This is a genomic window from Pseudomonas sp. LBUM1655, from assembly GCF_059716085.1.
Window position 1 is genome coordinate 817,501 of the sequence record NZ_CP166801.1, and the last position, 20,835, is coordinate 838,335.

Annotated in this window: 13 protein-coding genes and 2 rRNA genes (1 of these 15 only partly in view); 10 read left to right on the plus strand and 5 right to left on the minus strand. The window is 58.6% G+C overall.

What is annotated here, in order from left to right; genetic code table 11:
- From ACA074_RS03535 to yfiB, 8 genes are all read left to right on the plus strand, one after another.
- Window positions 1-2,687: ribosomal RNA gene (locus ACA074_RS03535) — 23S ribosomal RNA — on the plus strand; it begins 207 nt to the left of the window's first position.
- Between the two features lie 151 nt (window positions 2,688-2,838).
- Window positions 2,839-2,954, plus strand: a 5S ribosomal RNA gene (rrf, locus tag ACA074_RS03540).
- 155 nt (window positions 2,955-3,109) lie between these two features.
- Window positions 3,110-6,562 carry an exodeoxyribonuclease V subunit gamma gene (gene recC, locus ACA074_RS03545; RefSeq protein WP_497616348.1) on the plus strand — a complete coding sequence of 1,151 codons (3,453 nt, stop codon included), beginning with the start codon at window positions 3,110-3,112 and terminating at the stop codon, window positions 6,560-6,562.
- Window positions 6,559-10,248 carry an exodeoxyribonuclease V subunit beta gene (recB, locus tag ACA074_RS03550; protein ID WP_497678452.1) on the plus strand — a complete coding sequence of 1,230 codons (3,690 nt, stop codon included), beginning with the start codon at window positions 6,559-6,561 and terminating at the stop codon, window positions 10,246-10,248. The genes recC and recB overlap by 4 nt, the downstream gene beginning before the upstream one ends.
- A complete protein-coding gene (gene recD / locus ACA074_RS03555) occupies window positions 10,245-12,350 on the plus strand; it encodes an exodeoxyribonuclease V subunit alpha (RefSeq protein ID WP_497678453.1) in 2,106 nt (701 codons plus the stop codon). Before recB ends, recD begins: the two co-directional genes overlap by 4 nt.
- Before the next feature lie 122 nt (window positions 12,351-12,472).
- A complete protein-coding gene (gene yfiR, locus ACA074_RS03560) occupies window positions 12,473-13,048 on the plus strand; it encodes a regulatory sequestration protein YfiR (protein WP_187681267.1) in 576 nt (191 codons plus the stop codon).
- Window positions 13,045-14,313: a diguanylate cyclase DgcN/YfiN gene (gene dgcN, locus ACA074_RS03565; RefSeq protein WP_187681268.1), complete on the plus strand. Its 1,269-nt coding sequence runs from the start codon at window positions 13,045-13,047 to the stop codon at window positions 14,311-14,313. The genes yfiR and dgcN overlap by 4 nt, the downstream gene beginning before the upstream one ends.
- The gene (gene yfiB / locus ACA074_RS03570; RefSeq protein WP_187681269.1) at window positions 14,313-14,813 is read left to right on the plus strand and encodes an outer membrane lipoprotein YfiB; all 501 of its coding nucleotides are present in this window, start codon (window positions 14,313-14,315) and stop codon (window positions 14,811-14,813) included. Before dgcN ends, yfiB begins: the two co-directional genes overlap by 1 nt.
- On the opposite strand, the gene ACA074_RS03575 is transcribed toward yfiB, so the two are convergent.
- Window positions 14,810-15,757 (minus strand): LysR family transcriptional regulator, encoded by a 948-nt coding sequence (locus tag ACA074_RS03575; protein ID WP_187681270.1) that lies wholly within the window; start codon window positions 15,755-15,757, stop codon window positions 14,810-14,812. The two genes, yfiB and ACA074_RS03575, sit on opposite strands and share 4 nt — an antisense overlap.
- 149 nt (window positions 15,758-15,906) lie before the next feature.
- Here ACA074_RS03575 and ACA074_RS03580 point away from each other — a divergent pair, with 149 nt between their 5' ends.
- Together ACA074_RS03580 and mmsB are read left to right on the plus strand one after the other, a co-directional pair.
- Entirely contained in the window at window positions 15,907-17,433 is a 1,527-nt protein-coding gene (locus ACA074_RS03580) for a CoA-acylating methylmalonate-semialdehyde dehydrogenase (RefSeq protein WP_497678454.1), read from the plus strand.
- Between the two features lie 10 nt (window positions 17,434-17,443).
- A complete protein-coding gene (gene mmsB / locus ACA074_RS03585; protein ID WP_497678455.1) occupies window positions 17,444-18,331 on the plus strand; it encodes a 3-hydroxyisobutyrate dehydrogenase in 888 nt (295 codons plus the stop codon).
- Between the two features lie 104 nt (window positions 18,332-18,435).
- On the opposite strand, the gene ACA074_RS03590 is transcribed toward mmsB, so the two are convergent.
- The 4 genes from ACA074_RS03590 to ACA074_RS03605 all read right to left on the minus strand — a co-directional run bounded on the left by ACA074_RS03590 (window position 18,436) and on the right by ACA074_RS03605 (window position 20,815).
- On the minus strand, window positions 18,436-18,786 hold the full coding sequence (locus ACA074_RS03590) for a cupin domain-containing protein (protein WP_016770579.1): 351 nt from the start codon (window positions 18,784-18,786) through the stop codon (window positions 18,436-18,438).
- Window positions 18,787-18,892: 106 nt separating this feature from the next.
- Window positions 18,893-19,264, minus strand: coding sequence for a MerR family transcriptional regulator (locus tag ACA074_RS03595; protein ID WP_401270446.1), 372 nt, complete (start codon window positions 19,262-19,264; stop codon window positions 18,893-18,895).
- A gap of 47 nt (window positions 19,265-19,311) precedes the next feature.
- Complete coding sequence (locus tag ACA074_RS03600) at window positions 19,312-19,887, minus strand: NAD(P)H-dependent oxidoreductase (protein WP_401270448.1); 576 nt, start codon at window positions 19,885-19,887, stop codon at window positions 19,312-19,314.
- Window positions 19,888-19,933: 46 nt separating this feature from the next.
- Window positions 19,934-20,815: a LysR family transcriptional regulator gene (locus ACA074_RS03605; protein WP_497678456.1), complete on the minus strand. Its 882-nt coding sequence runs from the start codon at window positions 20,813-20,815 to the stop codon at window positions 19,934-19,936.
- Between the last annotated feature and the right edge of the window lie 20 nt (window positions 20,816-20,835).

The following is a 20,835-nucleotide window of genomic DNA, read 5'->3' on the forward strand; positions in this document are numbered from 1 at the left end:
CCCTGAGGAAAAGAAATCAACCGAGATTCCCTTAGTAGTGGCGAGCGAACGGGGACTAGCCCTTAAGTGGCTTTGAGATTAGCGGAACGCTCTGGAAAGTGCGGCCATAGTGGGTGATAGCCCTGTACGCGAAAATCTCTTAGTCATGAAATCGAGTAGGACGGAGCACGAGAAACTTTGTCTGAATATGGGGGGACCATCCTCCAAGGCTAAATACTACTGACTGACCGATAGTGAACTAGTACCGTGAGGGAAAGGCGAAAAGAACCCCGGAGAGGGGAGTGAAATAGATCCTGAAACCGTATGCGTACAAGCAGTGGGAGCCCACTTTGTTGGGTGACTGCGTACCTTTTGTATAATGGGTCAGCGACTTATTTTCAGTGGCGAGCTTAACCGAATAGGGGAGGCGTAGCGAAAGCGAGTCTTAATAGGGCGTCTAGTCGCTGGGAATAGACCCGAAACCGGGCGATCTATCCATGGGCAGGTTGAAGGTTGGGTAACACTAACTGGAGGACCGAACCGACTACCGTTGAAAAGTTAGCGGATGACCTGTGGATCGGAGTGAAAGGCTAATCAAGCTCGGAGATAGCTGGTTCTCCTCGAAAGCTATTTAGGTAGCGCCTCATGTATCACTGTAGGGGGTAGAGCACTGTTTCGGCTAGGGGGTCATCCCGACTTACCAAACCGATGCAAACTCCGAATACCTACAAGTGCCGAGCATGGGAGACACACGGCGGGTGCTAACGTCCGTCGTGAAAAGGGAAACAACCCAGACCGTCAGCTAAGGTCCCAAAGTTATGGTTAAGTGGGAAACGATGTGGGAAGGCTTAGACAGCTAGGAGGTTGGCTTAGAAGCAGCCACCCTTTAAAGAAAGCGTAATAGCTCACTAGTCGAGTCGGCCTGCGCGGAAGATGTAACGGGGCTCAAACCATACACCGAAGCTACGGGTATCATCTTAGGATGATGCGGTAGAGGAGCGTTCTGTAAGCCTGTGAAGGTGAGTTGAGAAGCTTGCTGGAGGTATCAGAAGTGCGAATGCTGACATGAGTAACGACAATGGGTGTGAAAAACACCCACGCCGAAAGACCAAGGTTTCCTGCGCAACGTTAATCGACGCAGGGTTAGTCGGTCCCTAAGGCGAGGCTGAAAAGCGTAGTCGATGGAAAACAGGTTAATATTCCTGTACTTCTGGTTATTGCGATGGAGGGACGGAGAAGGCTAGGCCAGCTTGGCGTTGGTTGTCCAAGTTTAAGGTGGTAGGCTGGAATCTTAGGTAAATCCGGGATTCTAAGGCCGAGAGCTGATGACGAGTCATCTTTTAGATGACGAAGTGGTTGATGCCATGCTTCCAAGAAAAGCTTCTAAGCTTCAGGTAACCAGGAACCGTACCCCAAACCGACACAGGTGGTTGGGTAGAGAATACCAAGGCGCTTGAGAGAACTCGGGTGAAGGAACTAGGCAAAATGGCACCGTAACTTCGGGAGAAGGTGCGCCGGTGAGGGTGAAGGACTTGCTCCGTAAGCTCATGCCGGTCGAAGATACCAGGCCGCTGCGACTGTTTATTAAAAACACAGCACTCTGCAAACACGAAAGTGGACGTATAGGGTGTGACGCCTGCCCGGTGCCGGAAGGTTAATTGATGGGGTTAGCTAACGCGAAGCTCTTGATCGAAGCCCCGGTAAACGGCGGCCGTAACTATAACGGTCCTAAGGTAGCGAAATTCCTTGTCGGGTAAGTTCCGACCTGCACGAATGGCGTAACGATGGCGGCGCTGTCTCCACCCGAGACTCAGTGAAATTGAAATCGCTGTGAAGATGCAGTGTATCCGCGGCTAGACGGAAAGACCCCGTGAACCTTTACTATAGCTTTGCACTGGACTTTGAATTTGCTTGTGTAGGATAGGTGGGAGGCTTTGAAGCGTGGACGCCAGTTCGCGTGGAGCCAACCTTGAAATACCACCCTGGCAACTTTGAGGTTCTAACTCAGGTCCGTTATCCGGATCGAGGACAGTGTATGGTGGGTAGTTTGACTGGGGCGGTCTCCTCCTAAAGAGTAACGGAGGAGTACGAAGGTGCGCTCAGACCGGTCGGAAATCGGTCGTAGAGTATAAAGGCAAAAGCGCGCTTGACTGCGAGACAGACACGTCGAGCAGGTACGAAAGTAGGTCTTAGTGATCCGGTGGTTCTGTATGGAAGGGCCATCGCTCAACGGATAAAAGGTACTCCGGGGATAACAGGCTGATACCGCCCAAGAGTTCATATCGACGGCGGTGTTTGGCACCTCGATGTCGGCTCATCACATCCTGGGGCTGAAGCCGGTCCCAAGGGTATGGCTGTTCGCCATTTAAAGTGGTACGCGAGCTGGGTTTAGAACGTCGTGAGACAGTTCGGTCCCTATCTGCCGTGGACGTTTGAGATTTGAGAGGGGCTGCTCCTAGTACGAGAGGACCGGAGTGGACGAACCTCTGGTGTTCCGGTTGTCACGCCAGTGGCATTGCCGGGTAGCTATGTTCGGGAAAGATAACCGCTGAAAGCATCTAAGCGGGAAACTTGCCTCAAGATGAGATCTCACTGGAACCTTGAGTTCCCTGAAGGGCCGTCGAAGACTACGACGTTGATAGGTTGGGTGTGTAAGCGCTGTGAGGCGTTGAGCTAACCAATACTAATTGCCCGTGAGGCTTGACCATATAACACCCAAGCAATTTGCGTCGAAAGGCCAGATTGCGGTGTGTGAAGACGAAACGAACCGAAAGTTCGATGTTCACAAAACACCGACAGCTGTCACATACCCAATTTGCTGAAGCGAGGCCATCAGGTCACGACTCAGTACCCGAATTTCTTGACGACCATAGAGCGTTGGAACCACCTGATCCCATCCCGAACTCAGCAGTGAAACGATGCATCGCCGATGGTAGTGTGGGGTTTCCCCATGTGAGAGTAGGTCATCGTCAAGATTAAATTCCGAAACCCCAATTGCGAAAGCAGTTGGGGTTTTGTTTTGTCCGCAGGAAAGTTCGTACAGCAATCACAGACGCCGTCCGGCTGTCATCACCTGCCGACAATGCTAAGGTTCTGACCTAGCTTTTGTACTTTTCTCCAAGGAAGTCTTATGCCGGACGCCCAGTCCCTCAACGCTGCATTCATGGTGGTTCAGAGCAATAGCCTGGACGAACTGCGCAGCCTGGTGGTCAGCATCATGCGGCGCTATCCACTGGCTCCCTTGGAAAATGAAATTGCCCTGGTACAGAGTAACGGCATCGCCCAGTGGCTTAAATTGGCCTTGGCCGAGGACCCTGAAGAAGACGACCTTGGGGGTTGCGGTATCGCTGCGGCGATTGATGTGCAATTGCCCGGTAGTTTCATGTGGCAGCTCTACCGCATGGTTTTGGGCCGAGATGAAATTCCGGCCAAATCCCTGCTCGATAAAGCCCCGCTGACCTGGCGCCTCATGAGGCTGCTACCTCAGGTTATCGACCGCGCGCATTTCGAACCTTTGCAACGTTTCCTGACTCACGACACTGACCTGCGCAAGCGATATCAATTATCCGAGCGCCTGGCGGATCTGTTCGACCAATACCAGGTGTATAGAGCTGACTGGCTTGAAGATTGGGCTGAAGGTCGACATCAACTGCGTAACGTCAGAGGCGAAGTAAAGCCACTATCGCCCACCAGTTGCTGGCAGGCTGAGCTCTGGCGTGCGTTGTTGGAAGATGTGGGTGCCCAAGGTATGGCTCAGAGCCGCGCCGGTGTTCATCAGCGTTTTATCGAGCGCATCGGTAACCTCGCAGAAGCGCCAGCGGGGCTGCCTTCACGAGTGATCGTTTTCGGGATTTCCTCATTGCCGGCCCAAGTGCTTGAAGCGTTGGCCGGACTCGCGCGTTTCAGTCAGGTTCTGCTGTGTGTCCATAACCCATGCCGCCATCACTGGGCCGACATCGTCGCTGACAAGGATTTGCTGCGTCACCAGTACAAGCGCCAATCGCGCAAGAGCGGTATGCCCGTAGTACTTGATCCCGAGACCCTGCATCAACATGCTCACCCTCTCCTTGCGGCATGGGGAAAACAAGGTCGCGATTACATCAACCTGCTCGACAGCTATGACGATCCCAACAGCTATCGATCGGCATTTCGCGACGGACGCATCGACCTGTTCAGCGAAACCCAGCCACATAATCTGCTCAATCAACTTCAGGACGACATCCTGGAACTGCGCCCACTCGATGAGACTCGCGAGCATTGGCCTGTGGTGGATCTGGCACACGACAAGTCGATCCGTTTTCATATTGCCCACAGCGCTCAACGCGAGGTGGAAATCCTTCACGACCAACTACTGGCGCGGTTCAGTGCCAATCCGGATCTACGCCCTCGCGACGTGATTGTGATGGTGCCGGACATCGACAGCTATGCACCTCATATCCGTGCGGTTTTTGGTCAACTTGATCGCTATGACCCACGCTTCATCCCATTCACCTTGGCGGATCAGGGACAGCGCGGGCGTGATCCATTACTGATTGCGGTTGAGCACCTGCTCAAACTGCCGGACAGTCGTTTCCCCGTCAGTGAAATCCTCGACCTGCTTGACGTTCCCGCATTGCGCGCCCGTTTTGGAGTGGAAGAGCGCGACTTGCCGACGCTACACCGCTGGATTGAAGGCGCCGGTGTGCGCTGGGGCATGAACGCCCAGCAACGTGCCGGGCTAGGTTTGCCGGACGAGTTGGAGCAGAACAGCTGGCACTTCGGCCTGCGTCGAATGCTCCTTGGTTACGCGGTCGGTAGCTCAACAGACTGCGCGGGTATCGAGCCCTACGATGAAATCGGGGGGCTGGATGCCGCGTTGATTGGGCCCTTGGTAGCTTTGCTCGATGCGCTGGAACTCGCCCATCAGGAACTCACACAACCGGCTCAACCCAAAGAGTGGGGGCATCGCTTGCAGGCGTTGATGCAGCTGTTCTTCAAAGCCAGCAACGAGCACGACGATTACTTGCTCACTCAGCTTGAAGAGCTTCGCGAAACCTGGCTGGAGACCTGTGGGGCTGTAGGACTTGAAGATGATCTTCCGCTTACCGTCGTTCGTGAAGCCTGGCTCGCCGGACTGGATCAGGGCCGTTTGTCTCAGCGCTTTCTTGCCGGCGCGGTGAACTTTTGTACGCTGATGCCCATGCGTGCCATTCCATTCAAGCTTGTCTGTTTGCTGGGGATGAATGATGGCGATTATCCCCGCGCGCAACCACCACTCGACTTCGATCTGATGGGCAGCGACTACCGGCCGGGGGATCGTTCACGGCGCGAGGATGATCGCTATCTTTTGCTCGAAGCCCTCCTGTCTGCACGTAACCAGCTCTACATCAGTTGGGTTGGCCGCAGCATTCGTGACAATAGCGAGCGACCTGCTTCGGTGCTGATCGGCCAGTTACGCGATCATCTCGCCAGCGGCTGGCGATCAATCGACGAAAGCCAGGATCTGTTAAGCGCCATGACGGAAGAACACCCGCTGCAGCCCTTCAGTGCGCGCTATTTCCACGAAGGCGATCAGTTGTTCAGCTATGCCAGCGAATGGCAGGTTTTGCATCAAAGCCACGAGAAACAAAACGAGGCGGAATTGCTCGCGCCCCACGTCCAGGAGGAGCCATTGAGTCTCACCCTGTTGCAGGACTTCTTGCGTAACCCGGTTCGGCACTTTTTCACTCAGAGACTCAAAGTGTACTTTGAAGCCGCGCAAGCGCCGCAGGCCGATGAAGAGCCTTTTGTACTGGACGCTCTGCAACGATATACGCTCAGCGACAGCTTGCTCGAAGCGGCGCTCAGGCAACCGGACAATGTTGATCAGGCACTGGAAGCCCAGGCCCGACGTCTGCAAAACAGTGGGTTATTGCCAATGGCAGGGTTTGGCGAGTGCCTTCAACGGGAGCTGATCGAACCGTTACCCGACCTGCTGCAACGCTATCAGCAACTCCTGACCCTGTGGCCGACGCCGTTGACCAGTGCGACCCCGATCAGCCTCGAGTTGCAGGGCTTGCGTCTTGAAGGCTGGCTCTCGGCTTTGCATCAGCGCGCTGACGGAGGTCTGTTGTCGGTCACGACCATTCCCAACAGCATCGGCTCGATCAAAAGCCGCAAATGGCATCGACTCACAAAGCCCTGGGTCAATCACCTTGCGGCCTGCGCCAGCGGTCTCTCGCTGACCACGGCGTTGGTGGCCAGTGACGACACGTTACTGCTTGAACCCATGGAGCAGGGGAGAGCCATTCGTTTCCTCGGGGATCTTCTACTCGCCTGGCAAGCGGGCATGCGCCAGCCTCTGCCGATCGCAGTGAAGACCGCTTTTGCCTGGCTGTCCCAGACCGACCCAGTCAAGGCCGAGGCCGCTGCCCGTAAAACCTACGAAGGCGATGGACAGACCAGTGAAGGCGAGCGCCGCGAAAGTCCTGCACTGTCCCGACAATTCACCGACTTCGTTGCATTACTCTCGGACGAGACCTTTTCAGGTTGGTGCGACGCCTTGTATCGTCCTCTGTTTGAAGCGCCCTGGCAGTCATTGTCCAGTGAAGGGGCGCGCTCATGAGCACGAAGACACCACTTGCGCTGGCATTCCCTCTGCGGGGCAGCCAGTTGATCGAAGCCAGTGCCGGCACTGGCAAAACCTTCACTATTTCTGCGCTCTACCTGCGGCTGATCCTTGGCCATGGTGGCGAGTCAAACGGCTTCGCCCGCGAACTGTTGCCGCCTCAGATTCTAGTGGTGACGTTCACCGATGCAGCGACCAAAGAACTGCGTGAGCGGATTCGCACACGCCTTGCCGAGGCCGCGCGATTCTTCCGTGACGAAACGCCAGCCCCTGATGCACTGATCGCCGAACTACGCGATCAATTCGACCCTCAGCAATGGCCCGGTTGCGCCAATCGTCTGGATATCGCTGCGCAATGGATGGACGAAGCAGCCGTCTCCACCATTCACAGTTGGTGTCAGCGCATGCTGCGCGAGCATGCTTTCGATAGCGGCAGCTTGTTCACCCAATCCCTGGAAACCGACCACAGCGATTTGCTCGGCGAAGTGCTGCGCGACTACTGGCGCCTGTTCTGTTACCCGATGCAAGGTGACGCCTTGAATTGGGTTCGCAGCAATTGGGGTGGGCCTGCGGCGTTGTTACCTCGGGTGCGCGGTTTGTTCGCCAGTGAGCGCGACAGCGATGAAGGCAAAGCTCCGGCAGAGCTGATCGAAGAGTGCTTGCAAGAGCGCCGCGCAGCTTTGATCGAACTGAAAATGCCATGGCGGCAATGGGCCGATGAGTTGCTCGCGATCTGTCATCAGGGCGTTGCCAGTAAAACCGTCGACGGTCGCAAGATGCAGGCACGGTACTTTGAACCGTGGTTCGAAAAGCTCAGGACCTGGGCCGAAGACGAGTCATTGGAGCAACTGGACATTGGCACCGGATTCACGCGACTGACGCCCGACGGGATGGCCGAAGCCTGGAAAGGCCAAGCCCCGAGTCATCCGGGACTCGACGCGATGCCGTGGCTAAAGTCTAGCCTCGATTCTTTGCCAACCCCCGATGCGGCGGTGTTGCAGCACGCCGCCAAATGGGTAGGGGCGCGCTTCGAAGAAGAGAAACGTCGCCGCGCCGAGATGGGCTTCGACGACATGCTGCTGCGCCTGGATGCGGCGCTGCAATCGGAGGGCGGCGAACGTCTCGCAACGCTGATTCGCGAGCAATTCCCGGTCGCGCTGATCGACGAGTTTCAGGACACCGACCCGGTGCAATACCGAATCTTCGAAAGCATCTACCGCATCGAAGAAAACAATCCCGATACTGGTCTGTTTCTGATCGGCGATCCCAAGCAGGCGATTTACGCTTTTCGTGGCGCAGACATCTACACCTATTTACGCGCTCGCCAAGCCACTACCGGTCGTCTGCATACGCTGGGCACCAACTTCCGTTCCAGCCATGGCATGGTGACAGCGGTCAACCATGTATTCGAGCGCGCTGAGTCCCGAGAGCAGGGACGCGGCGCGTTTTTGTTCCGGGAAAAAAGTGGTGAAAACCCTGTACCGTTTCAACCGGTGGAATCTCAGGGTCGTAAAGAAAAACTGCAGATCGCCGGACAGGACGTCGCGGCGCTGAATGTCTGGCACTTGTCCACCGATCAACCCCTGTCAGGCGCGGTCTACCGTCAACAGTTGGCAGCTTCCTGCGCGAGCGAAATCACCGCTCTGCTCAATGGCGGGCAAACCGGTAGCGCCGGGTTCATTCAGGATGGCAAAGCCTTCAGAGGCCTGCGACCGTCCGACATTGCGATCCTCGTACGTGACGGAAAAGAGGCCCAGGCTGTTCGCGGGGAACTCGCCAACCGCGGTGTGCGCAGCGTTTATCTGTCCGACAAGGATTCGGTTTTCGCGGCTCAGGAAGCTCACGACTTGTTGTCCTGGCTCAAGGCCTGCGCCGAGCCTGATGTCGAGCGTTCCCTGAAAGCGGCGCTGGCCTGTATCACCCTGAACCTGCCGTTGGCAGAGCTCGAACGCCTGAACCAGGATGAGCTGGTCTGGGAAACTCGCGTCATGCAGTTCCGGGGCTATCGCGAGCTTTGGCGCAAGCAAGGCGTACTGCCGATGTTGCGGCGCCTGCTGCATGACTTCCACTTGCCGCAGAACTTGATCGCACGTAGCGATGGTGAGCGTGTGCTGACCAACCTTTTGCATCTGTCGGAACTGATGCAGCAAGCCGCCGCCGAACTGGATGGTGAGCAAGCGTTGATCCGTCATCTGGCCGAGCTTCTGGCGTTGTCCGGTCAGGCCGGCGAAGAGCAGATTCTGCGTCTGGAAAGCGACGAACAACTGGTCAAAGTCGTGACCATCCACAAGTCGAAAGGCCTCGAATATCCGTTGGTGTTTTTGCCCTTCATCTGCTCGGCAAAACCGGTGGACGGTAGCCGATTGCCGCTGCATTACCACGACGCTTCGGGCAAGGCTCAAGTGAGCTTGAAGCCAACCCCCGAGCTGATTGCGCAAGCGGACGATGAGCGTCTGGCCGAGGATTTACGCTTGCTCTACGTCGCCCTGACCCGGGCGCAACATGCTTGCTGGCTCGGGGTGACGGATCTCAAACGGGGCAACAACAATAGCTCCGTTCTGAATCTTTCTGCGCTGGGTTACTTGCTGGGTGGTGGCGACTCCTTGAAGGAGTCCATCGGACTGAGTCGTTGGCTGCAAGATCTGCAACAAGACTGCACGGCCATCAGCATGGGTGAAATGCCGCAACCCACCGACGAGCATTACCAGCCACCGCGCAATGACTCGGTCCTCAGTGCCACTCTGTTACCCAAACGCAAGGCCAGCGAAAACTGGTGGATCGCGTCATACAGCGCATTGCGCATCAGCGACGTATTGAGTGTCGGCAGTGATGAAGCGCCGGACAGTCCTCAGGCCCAGAAACTGTTCGATGACGAACGTCTCGACCCCGATGCTCCGCGAGAAATCATTGCCGGTGGTGCCGATATCCATCGCTTCCCCCGTGGCCCAAATCCGGGAACGTTTCTCCATGGTTTGCTGGAGTGGGCGGGTGACGATGGTTTCGCCGTTACCCGTGAGGCATTGGAGGACGCGATTGCCCGGCGTTGTAATTTGCGCGGCTGGGAGGGCTGGATAATTACCCTGACTGACTGGCTGCAACACTTGCTCAAATCCCCGCTACTGGTTGGTGGCGGGCAAGCACCGGTCATTCTTGAGCAACTGAAACAGTACCGGGTCGAAATGGAATTCTGGTTCGCCAGCCATAAAGTCGACGTACTCAAACTCGACGAGCTGGTGCGCCAGTACACCCACAATGGCGTGGCGCGGGTGGCGGCCGAACCGGTGCAGCTCAATGGCATGTTCAAAGGCTTCATCGACCTGACCTTCGAGCACGACGGTCGCTATTACGTGGCCGACTACAAATCCAACTGGCTGGGTGCCGATGACCTGGCCTACACCGAACAGGCCATGGAGCAGTCGATCCTCGAAAACCGCTACGACCTGCAATACGTGTTGTACCTGTTGGCGTTGCATCGCCAGCTCAAGGCACGATTGCCCGACTACGATTACGACCGGCATGTCGGTGGCGCGCTGTACCTGTTCCTGCGCGGTACTCGCGCGGACAGTCGCGGCGTTTACTTTGCCCGTCCGCCGCGTGAGCTGATCGAGCGTCTTGACCGGATGTTTCAAGGCAAACCCGAACCCAAAGCCCAACCCGCATGGGAACAGGGAGTCTTGCTATGAGCCGCACCTTCGACGATCTCTTACCGACGCCGCTGACCGCGGACAGCCTGTCTTCACTCTCGCCACTGACGCGCTCCGATGATCTGCTGTTGCTGCTCACCCGGTGGGTCGAGCGAGGCTGGCTGCGTGCGCTGGACAAAGCATTCGTCGCGTTTCTTCACGAGCTAGACCCCGATACTGATCCATTGGTGTTGCTCGCCGCCGCACTGACCAGCCATCAACTCGGTCATGGCCATGTATGCCTGGACCTGTTCGAAACCCTCAAAGCGCCGGATTTCGCCCTGTCGCTACCGCCCGAAGGCGATGTACAAGGCGGGGTGCTGTTGCTGCCTTCGCAATTGCTGGAGGCACTCGACGGTGCGCATTGGTGCAAAGCGCTGGCAGGCAGCCCGTTGGTTGCATTGTCGGCTGATAGCAGTGATTCCGCACAGCATCGTCCACTGGTGTTGTCCGGCAAACGGCTCTACCTGAGACGCTATTGGACCTATGAGCGCCGCATCGATACGGCGTTGCGCCAACGCCTTTCTCAGGGCGAAGCGACGCCAATCGATCTACCGCAACGGCTGAACGGATTGTTCGGAGTGGCCAAAACCGACGATGTGATCGACTGGCAGAAACTCGCCTGCGCCATCGCGACACGCGGAGCCTTCAGCATTGTCACTGGCGGCCCGGGCACCGGCAAAACCACCACGGTGGTGCGTTTGCTGGCATTGCTTCAGGCGCCAGCGGTGGAGGCGGGGCATCCGTTGCGAATTCGTCTGGCGGCGCCGACTGGCAAAGCGGCGGCACGGTTGACCGAGTCCATCAGTCAGCAAGTGCAATCGCTGAAAGTCGCTGAAGACGTGCGGGCCAAAATCCCCTGCGACGTGGCCACGGTGCACCGCTTGCTCGGTAGCCGTCCCGGCACCCGACACTTCCGCCACCATGCCGGCAATCGCTTGCCACTGGATGTGCTGGTGGTCGATGAGGCCTCGATGATTGACCTGGAAATGATGGCCAATCTGCTTGATGCCTTACCGGCCCATGCGCGATTGGTGTTGCTGGGTGACAAGGATCAGTTGGCATCCGTAGAGGCCGGAGCGGTGCTGGGAGATCTGTGTCGCGACGCCGAAAGCGGTTGGTATAGCCCTCAGACGCGGCAGTGGCTTGAGTCGGTCAGCGGTGAAACATTGCAGGGCAGTGGTTTGCATGAGGACGTCGACGACACCCATCCGCTTGCGCAACAAGTGGTGATGTTGCGCCACTCCCGGCGATTCGGCGAAGGCAGTGGTATCGGCCAACTCGCGCGGCGGGTCAATCAGCAGTTGCCGGATGAGGCGCGTCAGTTGCTGGCGGCAGGGCACTATGACGATGTGTATTCGTTGCCGCTCAAGGGCGAGGAAGATCACAAACTCGAACGCCTTCTGCTTGAGGGCCATGACGATGGCCCGCAAGGTTATCGGCATTATCTGAGTGTTTTGCGCAATCAGCGCCCACCGCTCGGCACGCCGCTCGAACATCCGGACTGGATCAATTGGGCCCGTGAAGTCTTGCAGGCGTTCGACACCTTTCAGTTGCTGTGTGCGGTGCGCAAGGGACCATGGGGTGTTGAAGGTTTGAACCAGCGCATCACGGCCGCACTGCTCAAGGCTCGCCTGATCGAAAGCGACCAGCAATGGTACGAGGGCCGCCCGGTGTTGATGACCCGCAACGACTACGGTCTGGGTTTGATGAACGGCGATATTGGTATTGCCTTGAAACTCCCCGAGCGCGAAGGGCCTGACGCTGGCAAACCGGTGTTGCGCGTGGCCTTCCCGCGTAACGATGGCCAGGGCGGCGTGCGCTTCGTGTTGCCGAGTCGGCTCAACGACGTCGAAACCGTGTACGCCATGACCGTGCACAAATCCCAGGGCTCGGAGTTCGCCCATACCGCGTTGATCCTGCCGGACGCGCTGAATCCCGTGCTGACCAAGGAGTTGATCTACACCGGTATCACCCGGGCCAAGCACTGGTTCACCTTGATCGAGCCGCGCGCCGGGGTCTTTGAAGAGGCGGTACAGCGCAAGGTGAAGCGTCTTAGCGGGCTTATGCTGGAACTGGAAGAGGGCGCTGAGGTTCGGTGAGGATGAATGCTGCGATTTGCGGCGATTACTGACCGACCAGTCAGGAGTCGCTGTCTCGCTGGTGATTCAGCGCTGTGCTATCGTTGCGGCATCATTTCGTTACGATCCAAGAGAATCCCTGCATGAAGGTGGCTGTCTGGGCGACAGATCGCGTGGTTGGCTGCAAGCACGCAGTGCTTGTCGGTCTGCTCTGGTTGTTGACGGGGGCAGCCGTCGCACAATCGCCAACGCCGACGGGCATGGCCGAGCAACGTGCCCAGTCTGTCACCAAAGTCGTGCTTGGTATTCTCAGCTACGCGCGTTGGCCGGTGGAGCCTGCGCAGTTGCGCCTGTGCATCGTCGGCCCTACCGAATACACCGACGACTTGGTCAAAGGCACTACACAAGCCACTGGCCGGGCGGTCATCGTGCGACGACTGTTGGCGGATAATCCGGCCATCATCAGCGAATGCGATGCGGTGTACATCGGCAAACTCACGGCGGATGAACGCAGTCGCCTGTTTACCTCATTGATTGGCCATCCGGTGCTGAGCATCAGTGAAAGTGACGATCAGTGCACGGTTGGCAGTCTGTTCTGCCTGCGGGTTGGCGACGATCAGGTGTCTTTCGAAGTCAATCTCGACTCCGTTGCCCGCAGCGGTGTGCGCATTCACCCAAGCGTGCTGCAGTTGTCGCGCCGCAAACCGGCGGCGCCATGAAACTGTTCAGTTCCAAAATCCGCCCCACGCTGGGCTCGGTCATCGGTCGCGGGCATTTGATTGTTGCGCTGGTGGCCGTGGCTATGGCCAGTGTCTCGTTGACCCTGCTGGGGGTTCTGGCGCTACGGGTTTACGCCGATCACAACTTGCACCTGATCGCCCGCTCGATCAGTTACACCGTCGAAGCGGCAGTAGTGTTCAACGACAAGTCTGCTGCAACTGAAGCACTGGCGCTGATCGCCTCCACCGAGGAGGTGGCCGATGCCCAAGTGCTCGATGCTAAGGGCCAGTTGCTCGCACGTTGGCAGCGACCGGAAAACGGTCTGTTCTCCGAGCTGGAAATGCAGGTCACCCGCACCCTTCTGGAGAAACCGGTCAGCCTGCCGATCGTGCACCAGGATCGCGAAATCGGGCGCGTCCTCCTCACCGGTCACGGCGGCAGTCTGATGCGCTTTCTGCTCAGCGGTCTGGCGGGAATCATCCTCTGTACTGCGATCAGTGCCTGGGTCGCGCTCTATCTGGCGCGTCGGCAACTGCGCGGCATTACTGGCCCGCTGCGCAGCCTGGCTGCTGTGGCTCACGCTGCTCGCAGCGACCGAGCGCTGGACCGTCGAGTGCCGCCCGCGAAGATCGCTGAACTCGACAACCTCGGCAACGACTTCAACGCCTTGCTCGATGAGCTCGAGTCTTGGCAAACCCATTTGCAAAACGAAAACGAAACGCTCGCTCACCAGGCCAGTCACGACAGCCTGACCGGGCTGCCGAACCGCGCCTTTTTCGAGGGCCGATTGATTCGCGCGCTGCGTAATGCCAGCAAACTCAACGAGCGGGTGGCGGTGCTGTTTCTCGACAGTGATCGGTTCAAAGGCATCAATGATAATTTCGGTCATGCCGCCGGTGACGCGGTGTTGGTGGCGATCGCCAGTCGGGTGCGCGCGCAACTGCGCGAGGAAGATCTGGTGGCGCGATTGGGTGGTGACGAGTTCGCCGTCTTGCTCACACCGCTGCACAAGGTCGAAGACGCCGAACGCATCGCCGACAAGATTCTGGCCAGCATGGACATGCCCATCGTGCTACCGGACGAGTCTAGTGTCATGACGTCGCTCAGTATCGGCATTGCGGTTTACCCCGATCATGGCGCTACGCCGGGTGGCTTGCTCAATGCTGCCGATGCGGCGATGTATCAAGCCAAACGCTTGTCGCGCGGCGCCCAATTCACGGCCGGGTCGGAGCACCCGGTCGATCCCGTGCAATCCAGGAGCTGATGCCCGTGTTCACACTTCCAACTCGATTTTTTTCCGCTTTGCTGTTGATGGCCGCACTGGCCCTGACCGGTTGCCAGACCGCACCGCAAAAAGGCCTGACCCCGGCGCAAGTCACCGTGCTCAAACAACAAGGCTTTGAGCTGACCGACGAGGGCTGGGAGTTTGGCCTGTCCGGCAAAGTACTGTTTGGCAGCGATGTCGAAAGCCTGAACAACCAGAGCACCGAGATCGTCGAACGTATCGGCAAGGCGTTGTTGGGCGTCGGCATCGAGCGCGTGCGGGTCGATGGCCACACCGATGCCTCGGGCAAGGAAACCTACAATCAGCAACTGTCGCTGCGCCGAGCCAAAAGTGTCGCCAAAGTGCTGGGCACGGTCGGCATGAAGCAAGAGAACATTCAACTGCAAGGTCTGGGCAGCAGCGAACCGGTGGCCTCCAACGACACCCCGGAGGGCCGCACGGAAAACCGCCGAGTGTCGATTGTAGTCAGTGCCGATTAATCGGCGAACTGCATCTCGCGGGTCTGCCCCATCAACAGCCCCTGATTGCGCTCGGTCACCTCACGGATGTAATCCCACAACAGGGTGATCCGCTTGAGCTTGCGCAGATCCTCCCGGCAGTACATCCAGAACTGCCGGGTGATGTCGATTTCATCTGGCAGCACTGGCAGCAGGCGCGGATCCTGCGCGGCGAGGAAGCACGGCAGAATCGCCAGTGAGCGCCCTTGCTGCGCCGCGACGAATTGCGCGATCACGCTGGTGCTGCGCAAATGTGCGTTGGCGCCGGGCAGCACGTTTGCCAGGTACAGCAGCTCCGAACTGAACGCCAAGTCATCCACGTAACTGATGAATTGATGCTTGCTCAAATCCGCCGGGCGGCGGATCGGTGGGTGTTTGTCGAGGTAGTCCTGGGTCGCGTACAGCTGCAACCGGTAGTCGCAGAGTTTGCAGCACACGTATGGCCCGTGCTCCGGGCGCTCCAGGGCAATGACAATATCGGCCTCGCGCTTGGACAGGCTGATGAAGTGCGGCAGCGGCAGGATGTCCACTGAGATCGCCGGGTAAGCGTCGACGAAATGGCTTAACTGCGGGGTGATGAAAAAACTGCCGAAACCTTCGGTGCAGCCCATGCGCACATGCCCGGACAGCGCCACGCCGGAGCCTGACACCTGCTCGCAGGCCATATGCAGCGTGCTTTCGATCGACTCGGCATAACCCAGCAAGCGCTGGCCTTCGGTGGTCAAGACGAAGCCGCTGGTACGCGACTTTTCGAACAGCAATGTGCCCAGCGCCGCTTCCAGCGAACTGATCCGTCGCGACACCGTGGTGTAGTCGACGGCCAGCCGTTTGGCGGCGGTGCTGGCCTTGCGGGTGCGGGCGACTTCGAGGAAAAACTTGAGGTCGTCCCAGTTCAGCGAACCTAGAGAGGTGATGTTTTTTTGCATGATGGACGGGCTTATATGTGCGTTCTTATTAGAAGTTTGCACATCTATACTCCAAAAACAGTCCGACAACCAATTCGTGACACACGCCTCATCTCAAGGCGAACCTTTCGCCTTGGCTCCTACGATAAAAACAAATTTCGGAGACCAGCATGAACGCATCGCTTACGCCCAACGAAACCACGGTCCAGAAGGTCAAGCTGCTGATCAACGGCGAATGGGTCGAGTCGCAGACCACCGAGTGGCACGACATCGTCAACCCGGCGACCCAACAAGTGCTGGCCAAAGTCCCGTTCGCCACTGCCGCTGAAGTCGACGCCGCCGTAAGCGCTGCGCAGCGCGCCTTCCAGACCTGGAAACTGACCCCGATCGGCGCACGCATGCGCATCATGCTCAAGCTGCAAGCGCTGATCCGCGAGCATTCCAAGCGCATCGCCGTGGTGCTGAGCGCCGAGCAGGGCAAAACCATTGCCGACGCCGAGGGCGATATTTTCCGTGGCCTGGAAGTGGTCGAGCACGCTTGCTCCATCGGCAGCCTGCAAATGGGCGAGTTCGCCGAGAACGTCGCGGGCGGCGTTGATACCTACACCCTGCGTCAGCCAATCGGTGTCTGCGCCGGCATCACACCGTTCAACTTCCCGGCGATGATTCCGCTGTGGATGTTCCCGATGGCCATCGCCTGCGGCAACACTTTCGTCCTGAAGCCGTCCGAACAGGATCCGTTGTCGACCATGCAGCTGGTGGAACTGGCCATCGAGGCTGGCGTTCCGGCCGGCGTGCTCAACGTGGTGCATGGCGGTAAAGATGTGGTGGATGGCCTGTGCACGCATAAGGACATCAAGGCTATTTCGTTCGTCGGTTCGACCGCTGTCGGCACTCATGTCTACGACCTGGCTGGCAAGCACGGCAAACGCGTGCAATCGATGATGGGCGCGAAGAACCATGCCGTGGTGCTGCCGGATGCCAACCGCGAGCAAGCGCTGAACGCCCTGGTCGGTGCCGGTTTCGGTGCTGCCGGGCAACGCTGCATGGCCACTTCGGTGGTGGTGCTGGTCGGTGCGGCGAAACAATGGCTGCCGGATCTGAAAGCGCTGGCGCAGAAACTCAAGGTCAACGCCGGCAGCGAGCCGGGCACTGATGTTGGCCCGGTGATTTCGAAAAAGGCCAAGGCGCGGATTCTCGACCTGATCGAAAGCGGCATCAAGGAAGGCGCCAAGCTTGAGCTGGACGGTCGCGAGATCAGCGTGCCGGGTTACGAGCAAGGCAACTTCGTCGGCCCGACCCTATTCTCCGGGGTGACGACTGACATGCAGATCTACACCCAGGAAATCTTCGGCCCGGTGCTGGTGGTGCTGGAAGTCGACACTCTCGACCAGGCCATTGCGCTGGTCAACGCCAACCCGTTCGGCAACGGCACTGGCCTGTTCACCCAAAGCGGCGCAGCGGCGCGCAAATTCCAGACTGAAATCGACGTCGGTCAGGTCGGCATCAACATCCCGATTCCAGTACCCGTGCCGTTCTTCAGCTTCACCGGTTCCCGTGGTTCGAAACTCGGCGACCTCGGCCCGTACGGCAAGCAAGTGGTGCAGTTCTACACGCAGACCAAAACGGTCACGGCGCGCTGGTTCGATGACGACAGCGTCAACGACGGCGTGAACACCACCATCAACCTGCGCTGAGGAACGTGCCATGAAAATCGCATTTATCGGTCTGGGTAACATGGGCGCGCCGATGGCGCGCAACCTGATCAAGGCCGGCCATTCGCTGAATCTGGTCGACCTGAACAAAACCGTGCTGGCGGAACTGGAGCAACTGGGCGGTACCATCCGCGCTTCGGCCCGCGAGGCTGCCGAGGACGCCGAACTGGTGATCACCATGCTCCCGGCCGCCGTGCATGTGCGCAGCGTCTGGCTCGGTGAGGCGGGTGTCTTGGCCGGTATCGGCAAAGGCGTGCCGGCAGTCGATTGCAGCACCATCGATCCGCAGACCGCTCGCGATGTGGCGGCGACCGCTGCGAAACAAGGCGTGGCCATGGCCGATGCACCGGTCTCCGGCGGCACGGGTGGCGCGACCGCCGGGACACTGACCTTCATGGTCGGCGCCACCCCGGAACTGTTCGCTACTCTGCAACCGGTGCTGGCGCAGATGGGCCGCAACATTGTCCATTGTGGCGAAGTCGGCACCGGGCAGATCGCCAAGATCTGCAACAACCTGCTGCTGGCGATTTCGATGGTCGGCGTCAGTGAAGCCATGGCGTTGGGCGATGCACTGGGGATCGACACCTCGGTGCTGGCCGGGATCATCAACAGCTCCACCGGTCGCTGCTGGAGTTCGGAAATGTACAACCCATGGCCGGGCATCGTCGAAACGGCGCCGGCCTCGCGCGGGTATACCGGCGGGTTTGGTGCGGAGTTGATGCTTAAGGATCTGGGCCTGGCCACGGAAGCGGCACGTCAGGCGCATCAACCGGTGGTGCTTGGCGCGGTGGCGCAGCAGTTGTATCAAGCGATGAGCCAGCGTGGGGACGGCGGGAAAGACTTCTCGGCGATCATCAACAGCTATCGCAAGCCGCAGTAATCATTTGTAGAACGGTGGCGAGGCGTCTTGCCACCGTGTCCAACCTTCAGATGCAGTAGGTGTTGCCGGGAAATCACGTCGGGTGATCTCCCGGCTTTTTTGCATCAGGCGAACACGAAATATTTGCGCACGGTCTCGACCACTTCCCACGTGCCTTTCATGCCCGGCTCGACCACAAAGATATCGCCGGCGCGCAGATGAATCGGTGCCATGCCATCCGGCGTGATCACGCAGTAGCCTTCCTGGAAATGGCAGTACTCCCACTTCACGTAATCCACGCGCCACTTGCCCGGGGTGCAAATCCACGTGCCCATGATCTTGCTGCCGTCTTCGCTGGTGTAGGCGTTGAGGTTGACGGTGTGCGGGTCGCCTTCGAGTTTTTCCCATTTGCAGGCGTCGAGTACCGGCAGTGGGTGGGTGTCGCGCAGAACGGTGATAGGGGCGGTGGCGGTCATGAGAACTCCGGGCGGTTGGCTGTGAACTGAAGTCGCACCCTATAGCGCCCGGTCGCGGGTCAGTTGTCTGTGCTCGACATCGAGCTGCTCAGAAACGCGCTGACTGTTATAGCTTTTCCAACGGGCAACTGACCCTGGCCTGTTCGAGGCTGGATTCGAACACTTCAAGTTGCGCGTATTGCCGGGTGAGTTCGCTCAGGGCCGCGCTGATTTCGCGTTTCTTCATTTCGATAGCTTGTCGGGCTCGCTCCCACGGCATCGCCTCACCGTGATGCTCGGCGAAAATCACCTGCAACTCCTTGAGCCGGAAACCCATGTCTTTGGCGCATTTGATGAAGATCAGCAGTTCGACACTCTGTTGATCGTAGAGGCGGTAGTTGCCCTGTCGCCGGGGCGTGGGCAACAGACCAATCGACTCATAGTGACGGATGCTTTTGATGGTGGTGCCGGAGCGTTGCGCGGCTTGGCCGATGTACATAAAAGTCCTTTTTCAGTGTGTAACTGTGCGGCGCATTATCAGCACACTCAGCGACTCGCGATAGCCTGCACCTGTCGCAACCAGGCGTGTCGCTGCTGATCGCTTGAGCCCAGCACCGGGCCGAACGTGAGCGTGCGCAGTGGTTTGATGCCGCAGAAATCAAGGGTGGTTTTGCGTACCTGATGCAGCCCCGGCATGCGATAAAACCAGCGGTAATACCAGGGCGGCGTGTCCATGGTCACCAGCAAATCCGCAGTGCGCCCCTTCAGCAATTTGTCGGGGAAGGCTTTGCCTTTGCGGTATTTGAAGGCGAAACCCGGCAGCAACACCCGATCAAAAAAGCCTTTGAGCAGTGCCGGTATGCCGCCCCACCAAATCGGGTAAACCAGGGTCAGATGTTCGGCCCAGAGGATGTCGGACTGTGCTGCGCGCAAGTCATCTTCCAGCGCCTGAATCTGCTGATAACCCTCGCGCAACACGGGGTCGAAGTTCAGTTCCCCCAGCCGCAACTGGCGCACTTCATGTCCGGCATCGAGTGCCGATTGTGCGTACCCATCGGCGAGTGCGGCGCACAAGCTTGACGTCGAAGGATGGCCGAGAATCAGCAGAATGCGTTTGCCCATGGTCACTGTCCTTGCTGATGAAAAAGCCAAGGATGAAGTCTGCCCCTTAGGGGAGAGTCAAGGCGTGCAGCAGGGCTTTGGCGTAATTGGGCAGGGCGCTGAAATCCCTGGCGCACAACATCAACCTGCGACGCGCCCACAGCTCATCGAGAGCGATGCTTTTGAATGACTGCGGCTTTGCGCGCTCAACGGCGGCCAGCGGCACGATGGCCAACCCGGCGCCACGGGCGACCATGCGGATCACGCCATCGAAACCATTCGCGCGGATACGGATCTGCAGGCGTGAGCCGCTGTGCAGGGCCTGTTCTTCGAGGTAGATCGCCAAGGCGCTGTCGGCGCTCAGTCCTACGAAGTCATGGTGCAGGGTGTCGCTGAAACTGACCTCGGCGGCGTCGGACAAGGGGTGGTCGAGGGGCAGAATCAGCACCAGTGGATCGTCGCGAAACGGCTGGGTCTGTAAGTCGCTGGTGTCCACCGCGTCGGAAACAATCCCGAGATCCGCCGCGCCCTGGCGCAAGGCGTGAGTAATGCGCGCGCTCGGCAACTCTTGCAGATCAATGTCGAGGTTGGGATGACTGCGCAAGAAGTCCGCCAGCACTTCCGGCAGGTATTCGGTGATCGCGGTGGTGTTGCACAACAAACGCACCTGACCTTTGACGCCTTGGGCGTATTCGGCCAAATCCTGCTGCATGCGTTCGGCCTGTTGCAGGAGGATGCGGGCGTGCTGTGCCAGGGCTTTGCCGGCCGCTGTCGGGGTGACGCCGCGGCGGCCGCGCTCCAGGAAATCGGTGCCCAATGAGGCTTCCATGGCGCGTATGCGTGCGCTGGCGGCGGCGAGGGACAGATGGCTGCGGGCGGCGCCGGCGGTGATGTTGCCGGTGTCGAGGATGTGCAGGTAGAGGCGCAGGTCGGTGAGGTCGAAGTGCATGGGTAGCCTCTGGAGTGGTG